The sequence below is a fragment of the Acrocarpospora pleiomorpha genome (genome assembly GCF_009687885.1).
Classification (GTDB): domain Bacteria; phylum Actinomycetota; class Actinomycetes; order Streptosporangiales; family Streptosporangiaceae; genus Acrocarpospora; species Acrocarpospora pleiomorpha.
The window spans coordinates 1-18,100 of sequence record NZ_BLAF01000016.1 but is presented as its reverse complement, the minus strand read 5'-3'; the positions used below and the strand labels follow the sequence as shown (position 1 = coordinate 18,100).

18 protein-coding genes are annotated in these 18,100 nt (G+C 65.9%); 11 read left to right on the top strand and 7 right to left on the bottom strand.

Annotated elements, in window-relative coordinates:
* The first annotated feature begins 18 nt into the window (after positions 1-18).
* Both Aple_RS15810 and Aple_RS15805 read left to right on the top strand, forming a co-directional pair.
* Positions 19-2,394 (top strand): heavy metal translocating P-type ATPase, encoded by a 2,376-nt coding sequence (locus Aple_RS15810; protein ID WP_246264502.1) that lies wholly within the window; start codon positions 19-21, stop codon positions 2,392-2,394.
* Between the two features lie 270 nt (positions 2,395-2,664).
* On the top strand, positions 2,665-3,627 hold the full coding sequence (locus Aple_RS15805) for a C40 family peptidase (RefSeq protein WP_155345359.1): 963 nt from the start codon (positions 2,665-2,667) through the stop codon (positions 3,625-3,627).
* Positions 3,628-3,758: 131 nt separating this feature from the next.
* Here Aple_RS15805 and Aple_RS15800 read toward each other — a convergent pair whose 3' ends face one another.
* From Aple_RS15800 to Aple_RS15770, 7 genes are all read right to left on the bottom strand, one after another.
* On the bottom strand, positions 3,759-4,028 hold the full coding sequence (locus tag Aple_RS15800; protein WP_218038343.1) for an SHOCT domain-containing protein: 270 nt from the start codon (positions 4,026-4,028) through the stop codon (positions 3,759-3,761).
* Between the two features lie 107 nt (positions 4,029-4,135).
* Positions 4,136-4,417: an Ada metal-binding domain-containing protein gene (locus Aple_RS15795; RefSeq protein ID WP_155345503.1), complete on the bottom strand. Its 282-nt coding sequence runs from the start codon at positions 4,415-4,417 to the stop codon at positions 4,136-4,138.
* Between the two features lie 2 nt (positions 4,418-4,419).
* On the bottom strand, positions 4,420-5,133 hold the full coding sequence (locus Aple_RS15790) for a 2OG-Fe(II) oxygenase (protein WP_155345358.1): 714 nt from the start codon (positions 5,131-5,133) through the stop codon (positions 4,420-4,422).
* Positions 5,130-5,744 carry a methylated-DNA--[protein]-cysteine S-methyltransferase gene (locus Aple_RS15785; protein ID WP_155345357.1) on the bottom strand — a complete coding sequence of 205 codons (615 nt, stop codon included), beginning with the start codon at positions 5,742-5,744 and terminating at the stop codon, positions 5,130-5,132. The genes Aple_RS15790 and Aple_RS15785 overlap by 4 nt, the downstream gene beginning before the upstream one ends.
* Positions 5,741-6,232, bottom strand: a complete 492-nt coding sequence (locus Aple_RS15780; RefSeq protein ID WP_155345356.1) for an RNA polymerase sigma factor — start codon at positions 6,230-6,232, stop codon at positions 5,741-5,743. The genes Aple_RS15785 and Aple_RS15780 overlap by 4 nt, the downstream gene beginning before the upstream one ends.
* Before the next feature lie 29 nt (positions 6,233-6,261).
* Entirely contained in the window at positions 6,262-6,774 is a 513-nt protein-coding gene (locus Aple_RS15775; protein WP_155345355.1) for a methylated-DNA--[protein]-cysteine S-methyltransferase, read from the bottom strand.
* A 71-nt stretch (positions 6,775-6,845) separates the two neighbouring features.
* On the bottom strand, positions 6,846-9,047 hold the full coding sequence (locus tag Aple_RS15770; RefSeq protein WP_155345354.1) for an MMPL family transporter: 2,202 nt from the start codon (positions 9,045-9,047) through the stop codon (positions 6,846-6,848).
* A gap of 99 nt (positions 9,048-9,146) precedes the next feature.
* Here Aple_RS15770 and Aple_RS15765 point away from each other — a divergent pair, with 99 nt between their 5' ends.
* The 9 genes from Aple_RS15765 to Aple_RS15725 form a co-directional block, all read left to right on the top strand.
* Entirely contained in the window at positions 9,147-9,755 is a 609-nt protein-coding gene (locus Aple_RS15765) for a TetR/AcrR family transcriptional regulator (RefSeq protein ID WP_218038342.1), read from the top strand.
* A 731-nt stretch (positions 9,756-10,486) separates the two neighbouring features.
* Positions 10,487-11,353 (top strand): GTPase family protein, encoded by an 867-nt coding sequence (locus tag Aple_RS15760; RefSeq protein WP_155345353.1) that lies wholly within the window; start codon positions 10,487-10,489, stop codon positions 11,351-11,353.
* 8 nt (positions 11,354-11,361) lie between these two features.
* Entirely contained in the window at positions 11,362-11,547 is a 186-nt protein-coding gene (locus tag Aple_RS15755; RefSeq protein ID WP_155345352.1) for a hypothetical protein, read from the top strand.
* Positions 11,548-11,839: 292 nt separating this feature from the next.
* Entirely contained in the window at positions 11,840-12,061 is a 222-nt protein-coding gene (locus Aple_RS15750; RefSeq protein ID WP_155345351.1) for a hypothetical protein, read from the top strand.
* A 497-nt stretch (positions 12,062-12,558) separates the two neighbouring features.
* Positions 12,559-12,738 carry a hypothetical protein gene (locus tag Aple_RS15745; protein WP_155345350.1) on the top strand — a complete coding sequence of 60 codons (180 nt, stop codon included), beginning with the start codon at positions 12,559-12,561 and terminating at the stop codon, positions 12,736-12,738.
* Between the two features lie 154 nt (positions 12,739-12,892).
* A complete protein-coding gene (locus tag Aple_RS15740; protein WP_155345349.1) occupies positions 12,893-13,060 on the top strand; it encodes a hypothetical protein in 168 nt (55 codons plus the stop codon).
* Positions 13,061-13,142: 82 nt separating this feature from the next.
* Positions 13,143-13,433: a helix-turn-helix domain-containing protein gene (locus Aple_RS56245; protein ID WP_155345501.1), complete on the top strand. Its 291-nt coding sequence runs from the start codon at positions 13,143-13,145 to the stop codon at positions 13,431-13,433.
* Positions 13,399-13,965 carry a DDE-type integrase/transposase/recombinase gene (locus tag Aple_RS15730; protein ID WP_170321493.1) on the top strand — a complete coding sequence of 189 codons (567 nt, stop codon included), beginning with the start codon at positions 13,399-13,401 and terminating at the stop codon, positions 13,963-13,965. Before Aple_RS56245 ends, Aple_RS15730 begins: the two co-directional genes overlap by 35 nt.
* A 582-nt stretch (positions 13,966-14,547) precedes the next feature.
* On the top strand, positions 14,548-18,100 hold a 3,553-nt coding region (locus Aple_RS15725), incomplete at its 3' end, for a GTPase (protein ID WP_170321492.1).

Genomic DNA, 18,100 nt, shown 5'->3' with positions numbered 1-18,100 from the left:
CAGTGGACGGAGGAAGTCGTGTCGACCGGGAGGTTGAAGGACCGCAGTACCGCGATTCTCGACGTGAGCGGACTGCAGTGGGCCTCGGAACAGAACGTGGTGCGCGCGGTGCTGGGCCGACGGCCGGGAGTACGGGAGGTGGAGGTCAACCCGGTCGCGCAGACGGCCACCGTGGTGTTCGATCCCCGGATCACCTCCCTGGCAGAGCTGCGCCGCTGGGTGGAGGAGTGCGGCTATCACTGCTCGGGCCAGTCCGTGCCCTCACACATCTGCGATCCGATGCTGGAACCTGACCCACCAGGCGAGGGGCACCGCCCTACGGCGACAGCCGTACACGAGCCGTCAGCCGGCGGGCAGGACATCCAGGTCGGGCACGAACCCGCACCGGCGATGGGGCATGGCGGGCACGCGGGGATGTCGATGGAGGCGATGGTCGCCGACATGCGCAACCGGTTCCTGGTCGCCGCTGTGCTTTCGGTCCCGATCCTGGTCTGGTCGCCGATCGGTCGCACGGTGTTCGGCCTGGACGTGCCGGTGCCGTTCGCGCTGCGCGAGGATGTGTGGGCGCTGCTGCTCAGCCTCCCGGTGATCTTCTACTCCTCGTGGATCTTCTTCGACGGCGCGGTACGGGCGCTGCGGGCCCGGACACTGGACATGATGGTGCTGGTCGCGGTGGCGATCGGGGCGGGCTGGCTGTACTCGGTGTACATCACCCTGACCGGCGGTGGCGAGGTGTTCTACGAGGCGGCCACCGTGCTGGCCGCCTTCGTGCTGCTCGGCCACTGGTTCGAGATGCGCGCCAGGGGCGGCGCCAACGACGCGATTCGCGCGCTGCTCGACCTGGCCCCGCCCAGGGCCCTGGTGATACGCGACGGCGAGCCCGTCGAGGTGCCTACCGCCGAGGTGCTGACCGGTGACCTGCTGCTGGTCAGGCCCGGCGCGAAAATCGCGGTCGACGGGGTGGTCGAGGACGGCGAGAGCGAGGTGGACGAGTCGATGGTCACCGGTGAGAGCCTGCCGGTGCACAAGGCCGTCGGCTCCGCCGTCATCGGGGCGACCATCAACAAGAACGGCACCCTGCGCGTACGGGCCACCAAGGTCGGCGCCGACACCGCGCTGGCGCAGATCGTGCGGCTGGTGCAGCAGGCCCAGAACTCCAAGGCGCCCGGGCAGCGGCTGGCCGACCGGGCGGCGTTCTGGCTGGTGTTCGTGGCGCTGGCCGGCGGCGGGCTGACGCTGGCGGTCTGGCTGCTGGCCGGGGCGGCCGCCGGTACGGCGGTGCTGTTCGCGATCACCGTGGTGGTGGTGACCTGCCCGGACGCGCTCGGTCTCGCCACTCCGACTGCGATCATGGTGGGCACCGGTCTGGGCGCCAAGCGTGGCGTGTTGTTCAAGAACGCCATGGCGCTGGAGACCTCGGCCCGCGTCCAGGCCGTGGTCATGGACAAGACCGGCACCCTGACCAAGGGTGAGCCCGAGGTCACCGACCTGATCGCCGATGGCGTCGATGAGGACGAGTTGCTGCGGCTGGTGGCCGCCGTCGAACGGGAGTCGGAGCATCCGCTGGCCGAAGCCATCGTCCGGCACGCTGAAGCACGCGGGAGCGGCACCTCCCAAGCCGTGAAATTCGTGAACGTCCCGGGGCACGGTGCGACGGCTGAGGTGGACGGTCGCCGTGTGGTCGTCGGCAATCGCAGGCTGATGGAAGCCGAGGGCATCGACCTTGGCCTCCTGGCGGCTCGCCGTGACGAGCTCGCGGCGAGCGGGCGCACCGCGGTGATCGTCGCCGTGGACGGCCGGCCGGCAGGCCTGATCGGGATCGCCGACGCCCCCCGCGAAACCTCGGCGGCGGCGGTGGCCGCGCTGCATGCGGCGGGGGTCGAGGTGATCATGTTGACGGGGGACAACGAGGCGACTGCCCGGCGGATCGCCGAAAAACTGGGCATCGACGCGGTCATCGCCGAGGTGCTGCCCGGCGAAAAGGCATCGAAGATCGTCGAGCTGCAGCGCGGCGGGCGGAAGGTCGCGATGGTCGGCGACGGGGTGAACGACGCCCCGGCGCTGGCCCAGGCCGACCTGGGCATCGCCATCGGCGCCGGTACGGACGTGGCGATCGAGACCGCCGACGTGGTGCTGATGCGTTCCGACCCGCTGGATGTGCCGACCGCGCTGGCCATCGGCCGTGGCACGTTGCGCAAGATGCGGCAGAACCTGGGCTGGGCGGTCGGCTACAACGCGATCGCGCTGCCGATCGCGGCCGGTGTCTTCGAACCCGCCTTCGGCCTGGTGCTGCGTCCAGAGCTCGCCGCCCTGTCGATGTCCGGGTCCAGCTTCATCGTCGCGGTCAACGCGCTCACCCTCAAACGGTTGCGGCTTCCGGCTCCTGATCACTGATCTACTATGGATCTTAGTGATGCGTCGGGGAGGGATGACCCGAACTAGAACCCCGCGAAAAGGGCCATTACGCCGTGCTGAGCAGGCATTTTCTTCCGGAAGACGACAGACATAGCCTCTGACTGGACTTGCCTTGAGCCTGGTACGTCGATCAAATACGTAGATCTCCGTGAATAGCAGGGTACCTTTCTGTACAGTTTCGCCCTGGATTGGGCAACAGGGAGGTCCTGCGCGGTGGTCATGTCGGGCATAGCTACGCGGTTCGTACGGATGGTTCCGGCGACAGGGCTCGCGATCACCGCACTGCTCGTGCCCCGGGCCTCCGCGTCCGCCGAACCCCAGCCGACCATCGCCGAGGCCAAGGCAAAGCTCAAGAAACTCAACGACCAGGCCGGCAAGGTGGTCGATGAGTACAACCTGGCCAATGTGCGATGGAAGGAGGCCAAGAAACGCCACGACCAGCTGAATGCCGCCTACAACCGTCAGTACGAAACCGTCGAGGCGCTGCGCGGCAACCTGGTGACCATGGCAGTGAGCAGCTACCAATTCGGTGGGCTGACCGGCCCGGGGCTGTTCTTGGCCGAAGACCCCCGTGTCCTGCTCAGCGGCATCAGCACCGTCACCCAGCTGTCGACCGGCCAAGCTGAGGCGCTGCGCACCTTCGACAGCGCCACAAGGACATTGCGCGAGCAACGCGACAAAGCCAAAGACGCGCTGGCCGCGACCGACACCGCCCGCGACAAGCTGGCCCGGCAGAAGACCAAGACTCAGCGACTGATCGACGAACAGACCAAGCTGCTGCGTCGGCTGGGAGCCTTCCGCGCCGGCGATCCCAACAGCACAGGAAAGCCTTATACCGGCCCCGCCTCGGGCAACGCCCGCCTCGTCCTGCAGTTCGCCTACGCGCAGATCGGCAAGCCTTATCAGTGGGGCGGCGAAGGACCCGGTTCCTACGATTGCTCCGGGCTGTCCCAGGCGGCCTGGCGCGCCGCGGGGGTCACCATCCCACGTACCACCTACGAACAGTGGAGCTGGGGCGCCACCCGCAGGGTGCCACTGAACCTGGCTGAGCTGCGGCCGGGGGACCTGCTGTTCAGCAAAGGTCTGGGCCACATGGGCATCTACGCCGGCGAGGGCAATATGGTGCACGCCCCGCAGACCGGCGACGTCGTGAAGGAGGTCGCACTGGACGACTACTGGTGGGGCCGGCTCCTCGGCGCGGTCCGCCCCTGACCGCCTCTGCCACGGTCGATCGCGACCGAGGTCAGGGAGCGCATAGCGGCATGCCTGGGCGCGCATCCCCAAGGTCCCGGGGGTACGCCGAATTTCGGCGACTTGCGGCGTCATCGCCGCCAGCGGTGTGCTTATCGTGATCGACGGGCCGCGAGCCGTTCCCGAGCCGCCTCATAGGCCGTCTCGTCGATCTCGCCACGGGCGAACCGCCGGGCCAGGATGTCCTCCGGTGTCTCCGGCGGCTCCTGCCCTCGGTCCTTGCCTCCCCAGCCCTGCGCGAGTCGGACGGCCGCCCAGACGATCACACCGATGAGCACGAGCCAGATGACGCTCATCATGAGCATCCACCACATGCCGGCACCGTAGCCGTACATCATCGTGACCACCTCCACCAACCTCATCCTCCGGCGTATGCGGACCGGTCAAGCAGGGGCTTAGGTCATGACACGCCGGTCAAAGGTCCATCCGGTCATCGGCCCGTGACAGAGTTCATGGTCGAGTGGCCCCATCAGCCCGTCGAGGACACCTGCTTCAGGTTCTTCCACGCTTGGTACTTCTCGGGCAGACAGGTTCCGCACGGACGGAATCCGGCCGCGATCGCCGCATCTTCGTCCGCGAAGAACACGCGGTTGTTCACGTAGCCGCCCCTGGTGATGGCGCGGAGCGCGGCGGGGCAGTCGAGGCGGCCATAGATCTTGGCCGCGCGATGTCCCCCGAGCGTGCCGGGGATCGCTGATCTGTACGGCTTCCGGTCGGGGCCGAGCAGCGTGTAGCGGCGCTCGACTTTCATGGTCACGCGGCGTTGTGGAAGACGAGGGCGAGGGTGTGCCGTTCGCCTGACCGGATCACGGAGACGCCGTGTCGGACCGGCGCGGCGGACCAGCCGCGCGCGGATTGGACCGGGCGGTCGCGTGTGGTGAACACGTAGCCGTGTCCGTGCGGCAGGAGTGTCGCGGTGCCGCGGGACTGGGCCCGCGGACGCTGTTCGAGCAGGAGGAACTCTCCACCGGTGTGGTCGACTCCGGGGTCGTTGAGGTTGATGACGACCTGGAGGGGGAACACGAGGTCCCCGTACAGGTCGCGGTGCAAGGCGTTCCAGTCCTTCTCGCCGTACTTGAGGAGAATCGCGGTCGACTTCGCCTGTCCGGCGTCGTGGCACATCTTCAGCCACTCGTCGAGCGTGTCAGGCCAGGGAGCGGGCCGGGCGAGCTTGGTCCACCAGTCGCGGGCGATAGGCAGGAGCCGCGGGTACAGCGCCTGCTTGAGCCGCTCGATCGGCTCCGGGTACGGCGTGTTGAAGTATCGGTACTCGCCTTCGCCGAAACGGTGGCGGCCCATGGTGACGGTGCTGCGGAACAGGTCCTCCTGGTCGTAGAGCTTCCGGATCTGCGCGGCCTCCTCGGGAGTCAGCAGTTGCGGCAGCAGGGCGCCGCCGTACTCGTTGACCTCGGTGGTGATCGCATCCCAGTCGCCGGACTCGACTCGTTCGCGCCAACGGTCTGTCATGCAGCCTCCAGGTTCAGCAGGGCGGTCTTGGCTTCCAGGCCGCCGATGTAGCCGCCGAGGGTGCCGTCGGTGCGCAGCACGCGGTGGCAGGGGACGACGACGGGCAGGGGGTTGGTCGCGCAGGCGGTGCCGACCGCGCGGACGGCCTTCGGGTTGCCGACGAGTTCGGCGACTTGGCGGTAGCTGCGGGTCTGCCCGTAGCCGATCTCCGGCAGGTGCGCCTGCACCAGCTGGCGGAATCCGCGGGACAGGGACAGGTCCAGCTTCAGGTCGAAGACCTGGCGGCGCTTGGCGAAGTACTCGTCGAGCTCGCGTGCGGCGTCGTCCAGGCGCTTCGGCGCGCGCAGGATACGCGGGCTGAGCTTCTGACCGAGGGTGTCCAGCACGCGGTCGTGGTCCTCGCTGGCGTACGCCACCCGGACCAGGCCTTTCGGGGTGGCCGCGAGCAGCAGCTTCCCGAGGGGCGAGTCGACGGTGGTGTAGGCGACGTCGACGAGGCCGGCCCGCTCGGCTTCCCGCTCGAGGCGGCGGTGCAGCCGGAGGAGGGTTTCGGCGTCCACGGGCGCCGACAGCAGGGCGGTGACATCGTCATCGCTTCGGATGTCGTTCATGATGGTGCTCCTTTCGTGTTCGCGCCCGGATATTTCTTTCTGAGGTTCTTGATCCCGTCTGCGGCGGCTCTTCGTGCCGCGTCGACGGTGCCACCGAGGATCTGGGCGATCTCGGCGTAGGCCAGCCCCGCCACGTAGTGGTAGGCGATCGCTTGGCGCTGCTTGCTCGGCAGCTCGCGCACCGCGACCCAGAGATCCGGGTCTCCGGAACCGGGTACGCCCAGTCCCGTCGGCGTCTCCGGCATCTCCTCCACCGGCAACGGGGTGCGCTTCGCGGCCCGCAGCACGTCGATTGCCTTGCGGTGCGCGATCGTCACCAGCCACGCTTCCACGTTCGCCGTGTCCGGGAGGTCTGGGTAGGCCCGCATCGCGGAGAGGAAGGTCTCCGACCAGGCGTCGTCCGCGTCACGTGAGCCGAGGACGACGCGGCAGACGCGCAGCACGGTTGCGCCGTGCTGCGCGACGACCTTCTCGAACGGTTGTTTCATGTCCATCTCGTGGTGGTGAGTGTTTTCGGTCAGAACAAGCGTCCGGCGCTGACCTGGGCCGGTTCCTCGAGCTCCAGCAGCGCTCTCTTGCGCTTCAGCCCGCCGGCGTAGCCGGTCAGGGAGCCGTTGGAACCGACCACGCGATGGCAGGGCACGAAGATGCACAGCGGGTTGGCGCCGACGGCCTGCCCGACCTTCTGCGCGAGCGTGCGATCTCCGAGTTGCTCGGCGATGCGCCCGTAGGTGGTCGTCTCGCCGTACGGGATGTCCTTCACGACGTTCCAGACAGTGTGCTGGAACTCGTCGCCGTCGGCTGCCAGGAGCAGGTCGAACCCGTGCCGCCGGCCGGCGAGATAGTCGATCAACTGGTGGGCCGCCTCATTCAGCACCCGGTCGGCCGACACGGGCACTTCGGGACCGAACGTGTCTTGAGCCGGGCGGCGGATGTGGTGGCGGAAGTACAACCCGGTGACGGCCTCATCCCTCGCGACGATGGTGACCGGTCCGAAGTCGCTGTCGACCACGGTGTGTCGAGTGTCCATCTGCCTGTCCTTTCCTTCTTTGCTTGGTAGACGTTGGGCGCCTGCCGAACGTGAGATGTCCACCGGAGATTTCACCCGCTCATGGTGCGACCGCCTGTTCGGGTGGACGGAGGGATGGAAGCGTGCGGGTCCATCCGGCGGTGAAGCCGGCGCAGCGGACCGGGGCTCCACCAGTTGGCCCGCCCGGCGAGGCGCATGAAAGCGGGTACCAGGACGGAGCGGATGACGGTCGCGTCGACGACGATCGCGATCGCGACACCGATACCGATCATCTGGAGGTACATCACGCTGCCGGTGGCGTAGAGGGAGAACGACGCCGCCAGGATGACGGCCGCGGAAGTGATCAGGGGAGCGCTTCGTTGCAGCCCTTCCAGGACCGCGCGCGTGTTGTCGCCGGTGGCCTCGTACCGTTCCTTGATCCGCGAAAGCATGAAGATCTCGTAGTCCATCGATAGTCCGTACGCGACGCAGAACATCAGGATCGGAAACGCGGGGTCCAGGGTGCCGATCGGGGTGAAGCCGAGCAGCGAAGAGAACGCTCCGTTCTGGAAGACGAACACCAGCGCGCCGAACATGACGGAGAGGCTGAGAAGGTTGAGCACGGTCGCCTTCACCGGGATGAGCAGGCTGCCCGAGATCAGGAACAGCAGCACGAACGTGATCACCAGGATCAGCGCGGCGACCAGCGGCACCCGCTCCATCAGGGTGGACCGGAAGTCGGTCAGCTCTGCCGGGTAGCCGCCGACCAGCACCCGCTCGAACGGCGCCGGCTCGGCCCGTACCCGCTCGACAAGCTCGGCGACCTCGGTGCTGGCGAGCACCTCGCGGGTCGGGATCGCCTCCAGGCGGGTGCCCGCCGCGCGCGTCAACCGCTCCGGATGGGGCGCCGGGCGCACCAGCGCACCATCGGCGAAGACACCGGCGGCCGAGTTGACCTGGGCGATGCCATCGATGCGGGACAGCCGTCCGGCGTACGCGGCGGCGTCGTTCGGGCGGCCGGCGGGGGCGACGATGTGGATGGCGTCGTTCGCCTCCTGCGCGAAGTTGGCCCTTAGCTCGTCGTATGCCTGCCGGGTCGACGCCGACGGCGGCAGCACCCGGTCGTCGGGCAGGCCGATCCGCAACCCCAGCGCCGGCGAGGCGAGCACCGCGACGAGGAAGAGCCCGGCGGTGGCGAACAGCACCGGCCGACGCATCACCCGGGCCCCGAAGCGATACCAGCGCTGCCCACCGTCCGGCGTTCCTCCCCGGCGGAGCGCCCTGGGGCCGAGCGCGGCGAGGGCCGCGGGCAGCAGGGTGAGCGAGCCGAGCACGGCCATCGCGACGACCAGCACGCCGGCATAGGCGAATGAGCGGAGGAACGAGTACGGGAACACGAGCAGCACCGACAGGGAGGCGGCGACCGTGAGCCCGCTGAATACGACGGTACGGCCTGCGGTGCGGACCGTCGTCGCCACCGCGTCCGGCACCCGGGCGCCTGCGGTCAGCTCCTCGCGGAACCGTGCGATGACGAACAGGCTGTAGTCGACACCGAGACCGACCCCCATGACCAGCGTGATGTTGGCCGCGAACGACGACACCTCGGTGACGCCGGCCAGCAGCCGGAGCCCGGCGAGGGTGCCGAACACGGCGAACAGCCCGATGCCGAGGGTGAGCAGGGCCAGCCGCACCCGCCGGTACAGCGCGAGGAGCAGGACGACCATCAGCGGAATGATCAGTATCTCCGCGCGGATGAAGTCCGCCGTCGCCTGCCGACTGATCTGGGCGGACACCGCCTCCGCGCCGGCCACCTCCACCTCGATCACATCTGAGGTGCGCGTGAACGCTGGCAGCAGCCGTTCCCTGATCTCCTGCCGTGCGGTCGTGGCGTCGCCCTCGACGTGAGCCAGGACCAGCGCCTGCCGACCGTCCGAGCCGCGCAACATCCGGTCACCGGCCTCCGACCAGTACGACCACACGTCCCCGACGAGCGGCCGACTCCGCAGGTCGCCGGACAGTTGCTCCCCGGCGGCGCGGACCGCTGGATCGTCTACGGTGCCGGTACGGGCGGTGACCAGCAGAATCAGGTTCGAGTTACCGGTGTCGAAGTCACGTCGCAGCAGCTCCTGGACTTGGACCGACTCGGTGCCCGGCGCCTCCCAGCGGCTGAGCACCAGGACGCCCATGGCGCCGGCTCCGACGGCGGCGAACACCAGGGTCAGGATCAATCCGGTGACGAGCGTGATCCGGTCACGGCGGGCGACGTACGTACCCAGCCGGTGCAGTACAGACATGCGAGTCCTCTGCTACGGTGAAAACACGAGCGATCGCCCGTATTTTGACAATACGAGCGGCCACTCGTATTCGTCAAACGTGTCGTGAAGGAGCTACGGGTGACTGAGGCGCGTCCGGTCAAGCGGCAGGCGCGTGGGCGGCAGCGGATCGCCGACATCCTGGACGCGGCGCTCGCCCTGTTCGCCGAGTCCGGTTACGAGGTGACCAGCACCAACGCCATCGCCGCCCGAGCCGGCATCTCTCCCGGTTCGTTGTACCAGTTCTTCCCGAACAAGAACGCGATCGCGGAGGCGTTGTCCGTCCGGCTGGTGGAGCAGATGCGCGCGGCGCACTCTTCGGCGTTCGAGCTGACGCAGGTCCCCGGCCTGACGTTGGACGAACTGATCGACAGGGTGCTGGATCCGCTGATCACGTTCAACGTGGCCAACCCCGGCGTCAAAGCCCTGTTCGGGAACACGGACATGCCCGCACTCGGGGCGGCGCGTCCGCTGCAGGAGGCCGTGGCCGGCAGGGTGGGCGCGGTGATCGGAGCCCGATCCCCCCGACTACCCGCCGCCGAACGGAACCGCGCCGCCATGGTGACGGTCCGCATCGTCGCGGCCATGATGCCGCCCATCGTGGCCGCCCAGGGCGCCGAGCGGGACGCGCTGACCACCGAGCTGAAGAAGGCGCTACACGGCTACCTCGCCCAACTGGACGGCCACTGACCAGCCCAGAAGTTGTCGGGCCGGGTGAGCCTTATGCCGATGTCGGCATAAGGCGCACCTGATCCGGCTCGGCGTCCGGATCCCCGAAATGCTCGTACTCCACAAACTCGTCCTCGGCCAACAGAGAAGGCTAACGCCATATTCCAGACTATGTCCGCATCTCGTGCCTCTCGACGGCTGAAGGCCCCAAGGGGCATCGCGGGCCCCGAAGCGAACGCACACTGCGAAAAGATCATTGGCACTCTACGCCGCGAGTTCCTCGACCGCATGTTCATCCTCAATTAGCGACATCTACATCGAACGCTCACGCGCGACCTGCAGGACTACAACATGGCCCGGCCTCCTCAAGCCCTGGACCAGAAGCCATCGATGAATGAAGCCGGTTTGGTGATCAACCTGACCGCTCCGATCCAGCGCCGACAGGCCGTCGGAGGGTTGATAAACGAGTACCGGAGAGCAGCCTAGGGGTCTTGTGAAACACCAGGTGGGGGCCGGTGCGCGAGTTCCGGCACGGCATACGCCCCGCTGCCCGTCAGCAGCGGTTCACGCTCACCCGACCGACGGATTAGCCCTTATCACATACCGCCCTTAACTAAAGGACGGTGGCCCGGTGTCCGGGTAAGGTGACTATTCCGTTTTGGTTAGGCCTCCTTCCGGAGTATTTGTGTAATATTCACCTCGCTTAGAGTCTCGTAGAATACGACCTTTGCGTCGATGATTTGGTGGAACCCTTGAGTGAAGCGATGCCGGAGAAAGAGAAGGATCCACAAGATCCTCTTCGTGAGATCCTCGCGATGTTGGAACGTGAAATAGCGGAACGCCCCCCGACCATCGGGGTGGTCGGAGTATCAGGTGTTGGTAAGTCCTCCACGATCAACTCCCTTTTCAGAACAAGCCTTGCCACAAGTGGCACGGTTGCGAGAACAAAGGAGTTCGAGGACGTCGACCTGTCGGTGCGGTTCAATGCCCCGCTGGCTGCCGACTCGTCAGAGAAATCCAGCGGTCCCGGGGAGTCGCCGGTCGCCCCTCAGACGAATGCTCCGACACGAGTGCTGCTGCGCGTAGTCGACGCACCGGGCCTCGGAGAGGATCTCGCCCTGGACGATCGTTATCTCGAGCAATATCTGGAGAATCTGCCACGCTGCGACGTGGTGCTCTGGGTGATGTCAGCGCGCAATCGCGCGATAGCGCTCGATCAGATGTATCTCCAGAAACTGAGCAGATTTTATGACAAAATCGTCTTCGGTATCAACCAGGTTGATCTTGTCGAACCCATGGACTGGCATACGGGCTACAACATCCCCTCCCGGGAGCAAGAGGCAAACATAAAGGCCATCAGCCAAGATCGCCTAGAGCACTTGGCCTCGGCCATTGGGAGGAAGCCCGCTCTTCTATATTATTCCTCGCGTTATGGTTATCGCCTTGAGCATCTATTCAAGGCCCTGCTGGACGCCTGTCCGGAAAATAGGAGATGGATTTATGCTGGCTTGAAGAACTTCAGCCATCTCGACTTCATTCCCGCTGAAACACAGCAGAAGCTCGTCTTCCGGGCAACTCGGCGACTCGCACAGATGCTGAGCAAGTCTGACCACCGATAGGAGGATCCATGGCCGACGGCCTGGACGCAATCATCCGCGCACTTCGTGAGGCTTTCACGAACGAACAACTCGAGAAGATGGGTGGTGACCTTGTCCTGAACTTCATCCAGAACGCTCTGCCGAACGCCTGGCAGTGGGCAAAGGATCATCTGTCAGACGTCATGGATGCGATCGGCGATTTTTTCAGTGGTTGATCCGGATAAGGTGACCACCTCCCGGCCTACGGAGACGGGTTGAATCGAGTCGGGTGCAGTTCCTTCACGGGGAGGTCGACAGCGCTCTGACGTGCAACAATGTGATTGATCAAGGCGGGCATGGCCAGATTAGGCAACAGATACGCCGGGCCCCAGGGCATCTGCGGCACAGGCGTTAAGCCGTGCGGATGGTTGCAGCCCGGTCGGGTCTTTCTGTCTGTTTCTCGCGGGAAGTGGGCTCCTCCCGTAGGTTGGCGAGTTGCGAAAGATGAGCAGTTGGGAAGGAGCCCGGGTGCAAGAGTACGGCGTCCCGCAGCATGCCGTGGCGGGGTTCGAACCGTCGATGGGACGGTTCGTGGAACTGCTGGAGGATCTGCGTGATCCGGCCACCGGCCCGCGGTCCCTGGATGAGCTGGAGTGCTTCCTGGTAGAGCGGCCGCGGGAGGTGATGCGCAGGTGCAGCAGGACCGGCTCGATCAGCTGGGCGCCGCCGAGGAGCGGCGGGAGGCGGTGACCGGCGCGGACGGGGTGAGCCGCCATAGAGTCGAGCGCGGTCATACGCGGCAGGTGGCCACCGTGTTCGGGCAGGTAAGCGTGACGAGGATGGCCTACCGGGCGCCAGGAGCGGCCAACGCCCATCCGCTGGCCGCCAGGTTGAATCTCCCGGGCGGGCAAACACTCCCACGCGCTGCGGAAGATGGCCGCGATCGAGGCGGTGCGCGGCAGTTTCGAGGCGGCGCAGGCAGCAATTGAACGGGCCTGTGGGCAGCGAGTGGGCAAGCGGCAACTCCTGGCGCTGGTCCGGCATGCGGCAGCCGACATCGAGGCGTTCTACCGCACGCGCCGCCCCGAACACGTCGGAAACGACCGGCTGCTGGTGCTGTCCTGCGACGGCAAAGGCGTGGTGATGCGCCCGGAGGCGTTGCGGAGGCGACCACCAAAGCCGCTGCCAAGGCGCGGCGCAAGCTGGCCACCCGCCTGTCGCCCGGGGAGAAGAGCAGCCGTAAGCGGATGGCCGAGTTGGCCGTGGTCTACGACGCCGAGCCGGTGCCCCGCACCGCGCAACAGGTCATGGCTCGCGGTCACCAAGAGGCCGGCCACCGGCCCGACACCGCAGAAAGCCTTGAAATGAAGGTGATGACTGCTGTTGCGCTCTCGTGGTTCCCCCCGTTCTCCGGACACTTGACCTGAGGTCACCCTTGATCGTCAGGAAGGACGTCCCCATGCCCGTACCACACCCTCCCGAGTTCCGGCAGCGCGCGGTCGAGCTGGCGCGCCAGAGTGACAACCCCTCCTCCAACTCGCCAAAGATCTGGGCATCAGCCGGTCCTGCCTGCAGAACTGGATGAGGCAGGCCGACGCCGATGACAACATCGGCGGCGAGTGGCTGACCAGCACCGAAAAGAAAGAACTGGCCGAATTCCGGCGGCGTAATAGGCAGCTGGAGATGGAGAACGATATTCTCAAGCGGGCGGCCGCCTACTTCGCCCGGGAGAACGTCCTCCCAAAATAATCTACTCGCTGGTCCGTGAACTCGCCGACGACAACATCCCGGTCTCGGTGGCCTGCCGAGTCCCTAACGTCTCGATCTCGGGATATTACGACTGGCTCGGCCGTCCAGAACGCCGCGGGAACTGCGCAACAAAGAGCTGACGAAGACGATCCGAGAGATCCACGCCGAATCCCGAGGCAGTTACGGATCGCCGCACGTCCACGCCGAATTGACGCTGGGCAAGGGCGAAAGAATCAACCGCAACGCGTCGTGCAGCTCATGCGCCTGGCTGCATACAGGGCGTCTACCGGCGCAAGGGCCGCCGCAGCCTGGTCGATCAGGCCACCGAGGAGGACCTGGTGCAGCGCCGGTTCGACGTCGCCGGTCCCGATGAACTGTGGCTGACCGACATCACCGAAAACCCCAGCAGCGAGGGGAAAGTGTACTGCGCAGCCATCATGGACGCTTACTCGCGGCCTACCATTCAGGATACGAATCTCGTGGTCGGCGCGCTCACGATGGCGGTGACTCGGCGAAACCCGGGCCGGCAGTCCGAAATTCTGCATTCCGACTACGTGGCACAATACACGTCGTGGGCATTCGGGAAGCGGTTACGCGAAGCCAGGCTGCTCGGGTCGATGGGAACGGTAGGCGATTGGCTCGACAATGCAATGAAGGAATCGTTCTGGGGAAACGATGCGGCTCGAACTTCTCGACACCCCGGGCCTGGAAAACTCGGGAATAACTTGCCAATGCCATTTTTGAATGAATCGAGTGCTGGTATAATCCATACCGACGCCGTTCCAGTATCGGAATGCAAAGCCCCGCCACGTTTGAAGGCCTCTACCGGCCGTCAGACATCACCGAGTGACCTCACCGACGGTGTCCGTGCTACAGGGGAACCTCACCGGCGCCGCCACCTATGACTCGTCCAACCGTTCCGCTCTTGGACTGCTCGTCATGATCGCGCGTCTTGTCACCCACACACTGGATTTACCCCGCTGGAGATGCGGTGGCCCGGAGGGTGCCTGCACAGTGGCGGGAAAGTAAGGTGTACCGGCAATCCTCTCCGTTGATCGGTGAACTAATGAATGGATCGGCCATAGATGCTCCTTATATAACACGTTGATACAGATTCTCGAGACGAAGGACCGGTCAGTGGAGCATCGATGTTTACTGGAATGCGTGGATATTGGCGATCGCCTTGTAGCTGGAGGTCGGAACCTTCGGGTGACTTGCGTTCGCACCGATCCCACTGATAAAGACCGAGATAGAACGGCCAAGTGCCGAGGCCGAAGGGTTCGCGAGGGCACCGGCCGTGGCACACGCCTCCAGTTCGTCTATCCGCATCGCTCTTCAAAGGGATTCAAGGCAATCCTGCGGTCATGTGGCCTGGGCGACTCCAGTTATCGCGGCGAACGTACTCAGCGCCTCATTCGCCCAGGTCCGCCGAGTCTATGCACTGCGAAAGTCGAGACCGCCGATCTCGTGGCCGACGGGGGTGGCAAGTGAGCGAAAGTGAGTTCCACCGGATCTGCCAGGAGGCGATGCGTGAGACCGCGCTCCAGACGAAACGGCTCAGCGAACGGTTGAAGCGCCTGATGAGCAGTCTCGATCTGCTTGCCGAGGACGGCGGTCCCTTCGGGGCCCTCATCGACGGGATCGTCGGCGAGTTGCGCCGCATCAACGATGAGCGGCTCACCGATATGCATACGTTCAACATCGTGCTGTTCGGCAAGACCGGTGCCGGTAAGAGTTGCATGATTGAGGCCCTTACCTACGGTGACGGCGGCACGGCCTCCCTGAAGGGAGACTCCGACCACACGAAGGAGGTGTCACACCGAGAATGGGGAGCGGTCCGGGTCTACGACACGCCGGGCTTCGGCGGGCTCGATCCGGACATCATCCGGACCCAGATGGACGCCGCACGTCGTGCTGCTGCCTCAGCCGATGTCGTCGTTCTCTGCTTCGACGACTCCAACCAGCGGTTCGCCGAGTTCCAGACGATTGCCAAATGGATCGGCGAATACCAGAAGGTCGCCGTGGCCGTCCTCAACGTCAAGAATCAGCGCTGGCGTTGGGATGAACCAGGAGTTGCGAATCTTGATGCCCAGGTCGCGGGGCACGCCCGGCACGTCCGTGAGGAACTCGCTCGGATTGGCCTTGGCCGCACCCCGATCATCGCGTTACACGCCCTGAACGCGGTGTTCGCCCGTGCCCTGCGCGACTGCCCTGACCCCCAGCCTGAATACCGTGGACCCCAGCCCGAACTGCGCTCGATCTATCTGAACTTGTTCGGCATGGGTGGACTGGAAGAGCTGTCGAACATCAAGGCCCTGGATTCACTTCTCACCGAGGTGATCCGCCAGGGCGGGGCCGGGCTGCGGCTCGGTTCCGTGCACCGGTTCGTCACAGCGGCCGTCGGTCAGGCATCCGCACGACTGAAGGCGGCCGCCAGGGAGGCGCAGCATCTGGCCGAGGCGCACGAGCTGGGAATCGCCTACAATCTCGACATCTTAGGCAGGCCCGCCCCCGACACCTTTGCGTACAAAATGCTCCTCAGCGCGATCGCCGCTCTGGAGGAGTTGCGCGGCGAGCCCTTCGTCATCCCCCACGTTTCCCAGGCCGTCGCGTTCGGCCAGGATCTGCTGGTCGGCCGGTTGGGTCGGCTGCAGCACGAGGCGGACGTACGAGCGAGGCACTTCATCCACGATGCGATTGCCGCCCAGAGGGTGCCCCCCGAGGGCGCCTTTGAGGAGCACGTCTTCGCCCACGATGCGATGGAGAACGCGGCCGAACAGGCACTGCGGGACTATCACCTGTTCCTGGACCGCAATTTCGATCTTGTCGTCCGGGACGTCTACCGCAAGTTCCGGGAAATCAAGGCACCGCAGGTCAAGATCCACGCAGGAAAGGGAAAGTGGCTGTTCCGCGCTGCGATCGGCAGTTCGGTCCTGAGTATCGGCACCTCCGGCGCGGTGATCTTCGCGGGTTTCGTCGCCGCGAACATCTGGAACCCGTTCGGTTGGGGTGCCGCCGGAGTCGCGTTTCTCGCGGTGACGGCCGGGATCCTCCTGGAGGGCGGCGGCATCTTGGGCCGCCGCCGAGCAGAGCAACAGCGGGAGAGGGCGCTGGCGGACGCTCTCGCCCAAGCGGCTGCCTCCGTTCGCACCACGTTCGCGCGACTGGCGGACCAACTCGAGTTAGAGTTCACTCGCCTCAGGCGGACCGTACTGATGGAGGGTCTCTCTGGGCCACTGACCGAGGCGATCGAGCAGCGTGGGCTGCGTAACCGGTACCTAGCGGCGAACACCTTGCTCGCGGACATCCTGTGCCTGACACCCCCGGCCCAGCACAACCCGGAACTGCTGCTGGCAGCGTCCGTCCAGGGTTGCGCGCCCGACGGCATCCGGGACGGGCTGTGGCTCGGCGCACGAAGGAGGAGAGCGGGAGGCAAAATCCCGCGGCAAGGGCTTCACAACCGGCCGGACGTACGAGAGGCGATGCGCGCCTTCCGGTCGAATTTCCCCAAACCCATCACGACCGGTGCCGCGCGCCGCTGGACAGCGGAGGTGCGGGCCTCGCTCGGCGACGGCGAGCTCGTCCGGGAACTGGATCGGCTTGCCAAGCGGGATGGGCCGACGATCGTGTTCTGCGGCGACTACGACAGCGGAAAATCATCCTTGATCAAGCGCCTCCTCGGCGAAGACGTGGAGGTTGCCGTCAGCCCGGTGCCGGAGACTGCGAAGGTCACCCAATATCGGCACTCGGACGGCTGGGTGGCGGTTGACACCCCGGGATTTCAGGCGAATGGCGCGGAAACCGACCGCGAGACGATCATGGAGGTCGCCGGCGGCTCGCTTATCGTCCTGGTCTTCACCCCCGGGCTGGTGTCCTGCGACCCCGCCGACCTGCTCCGCGTTCTGCACGGCGATGCCGGCAAGAATGTGCCCGGACGGATACGGCATTGCCTGTTCGTGGTCAACAGGGCCGACTCCTTCGGCACGGACCCACAGTACGACCCGTCCGGGTTCGCGGTGCTGCTCGCCCGCAAGCTTGAGCAGATCCGCCGCGATGTCCCGGGCCTGGGGCACGGCGTGTGCCTGGCGGCCGCGCCCTTCGGCCTCTTCGAAACGCAGTCCTGGGACGGCCTGCACGAGTTCGGCGCGGGACTGTCCGCTTTACAGGATCGACTCAGGGCTGACCATGCCGAGGTCGCGGTGCTGACCGGGGGGCAGATCCTGCTCGGCGAGCGTCTGAGCGTGCTCCTGCGTGAGGAATCCGAGCTGGCGATCCGGGTGGAGATCGCCCGCTCGGCGCACCGGAACGTTGCGCGGCTGGTCTACGAGTCCAGTGCGCTGCTCCACGAACGCAAAGAGGATCTGCGCCGAAGAGTGGGCCGGATAATCGACGACATCCTCTCGGAGGCGCTCGCGACGAAGTCGGAGAAACGACGCAACGCCCTGGTCAAACGTCTTATGGACTTAGGCGACGACCCCCAGTTCCGCCAACTCATTCGCGAATGGAGTGAAGAGACCGCGGCACGGGTGAAGGCCTTCCTGGAGTTGTGCGTGCACCAGATGACGGTCGGCTTCGAGGTCCCCGTCCCCCGTGAGGACTTTCCCGACCTAGATGGATTCTCCGACGCCCGAGTGTTCGGCAAGGGAGACGTCGATCCTGCCACTCACGCCGCCAATTGGACCGGAAAGGCAGGTGCCGCCCTCGCGCGGCTGAACAAGTTCGCTAGCGGCGGCGGAAAGCTGGTTAAGGCCATCCGGATGGCGGGACCCGCAGCGACCGTCATCGGCGGCGTCATCTCGGCCCACCTCCTGATCAAGGAGTTGCGTTCCGGGGCGCAGAACGACGAGGCGCGTCGCAAGGCCCTCCACAAACTGCACGCCCACGGAGACGCTTGGGCGCAGCAGGTCCTGGACACAGACGAGACCCTGAAGGCCCTGCGTCGGCTCCGCAGTGACCTCTCTAAAAGCGCCCAGGAAAGGGCCACCGAGCTCGCGGGTCTGGAGGACCGAGCGAAGACACTCGCGGCGCAGGCCGCGACCT

What these genes read in the sequence shown, in the direction of transcription:
- Aple_RS15780 (WP_155345356.1), bottom strand. Translation starts at nt 6,232, where the DNA reads ATGAAACAACCGTTCGAGAAGGTCGTCGCGCAGCACGGCGCAACCGTG.
- Aple_RS15755 (WP_155345352.1), top strand. Translation starts at nt 11,362, where the DNA reads ATGGCCGACGGCCTGGACGCAATCATCCGCGCACTTCGTGAGGCTTTC.
- Aple_RS15785 (WP_155345357.1), bottom strand. Translation starts at nt 5,744, where the DNA reads ATGAACGACATCCGAAGCGATGACGATGTCACCGCCCTGCTGTCGGCG.
- Aple_RS15745 (WP_155345350.1), top strand. Translation starts at nt 12,559, where the DNA reads ATGGCCGAGTTGGCCGTGGTCTACGACGCCGAGCCGGTGCCCCGCACC.
- Aple_RS15790 (WP_155345358.1), bottom strand. Translation starts at nt 5,133, where the DNA reads ATGACAGACCGTTGGCGCGAACGAGTCGAGTCCGGCGACTGGGATGCG.
- Aple_RS15770 (WP_155345354.1), bottom strand. Translation starts at nt 9,047, where the DNA reads ATGTCTGTACTGCACCGGCTGGGTACGTACGTCGCCCGCCGTGACCGG.
- Aple_RS15800 (WP_218038343.1), bottom strand. Translation starts at nt 4,028, where the DNA reads ATGAGGTTGGTGGAGGTGGTCACGATGATGTACGGCTACGGTGCCGGC.
- Aple_RS15795 (WP_155345503.1), bottom strand. Translation starts at nt 4,417, where the DNA reads ATGAAAGTCGAGCGCCGCTACACGCTGCTCGGCCCCGACCGGAAGCCG.
- Aple_RS15740 (WP_155345349.1), top strand. Translation starts at nt 12,893, where the DNA reads ATGAGGCAGGCCGACGCCGATGACAACATCGGCGGCGAGTGGCTGACC.
- Aple_RS15775 (WP_155345355.1), bottom strand. Translation starts at nt 6,774, where the DNA reads ATGGACACTCGACACACCGTGGTCGACAGCGACTTCGGACCGGTCACC.
- Aple_RS15805 (WP_155345359.1), top strand. Translation starts at nt 2,665, where the DNA reads ATGGTTCCGGCGACAGGGCTCGCGATCACCGCACTGCTCGTGCCCCGG.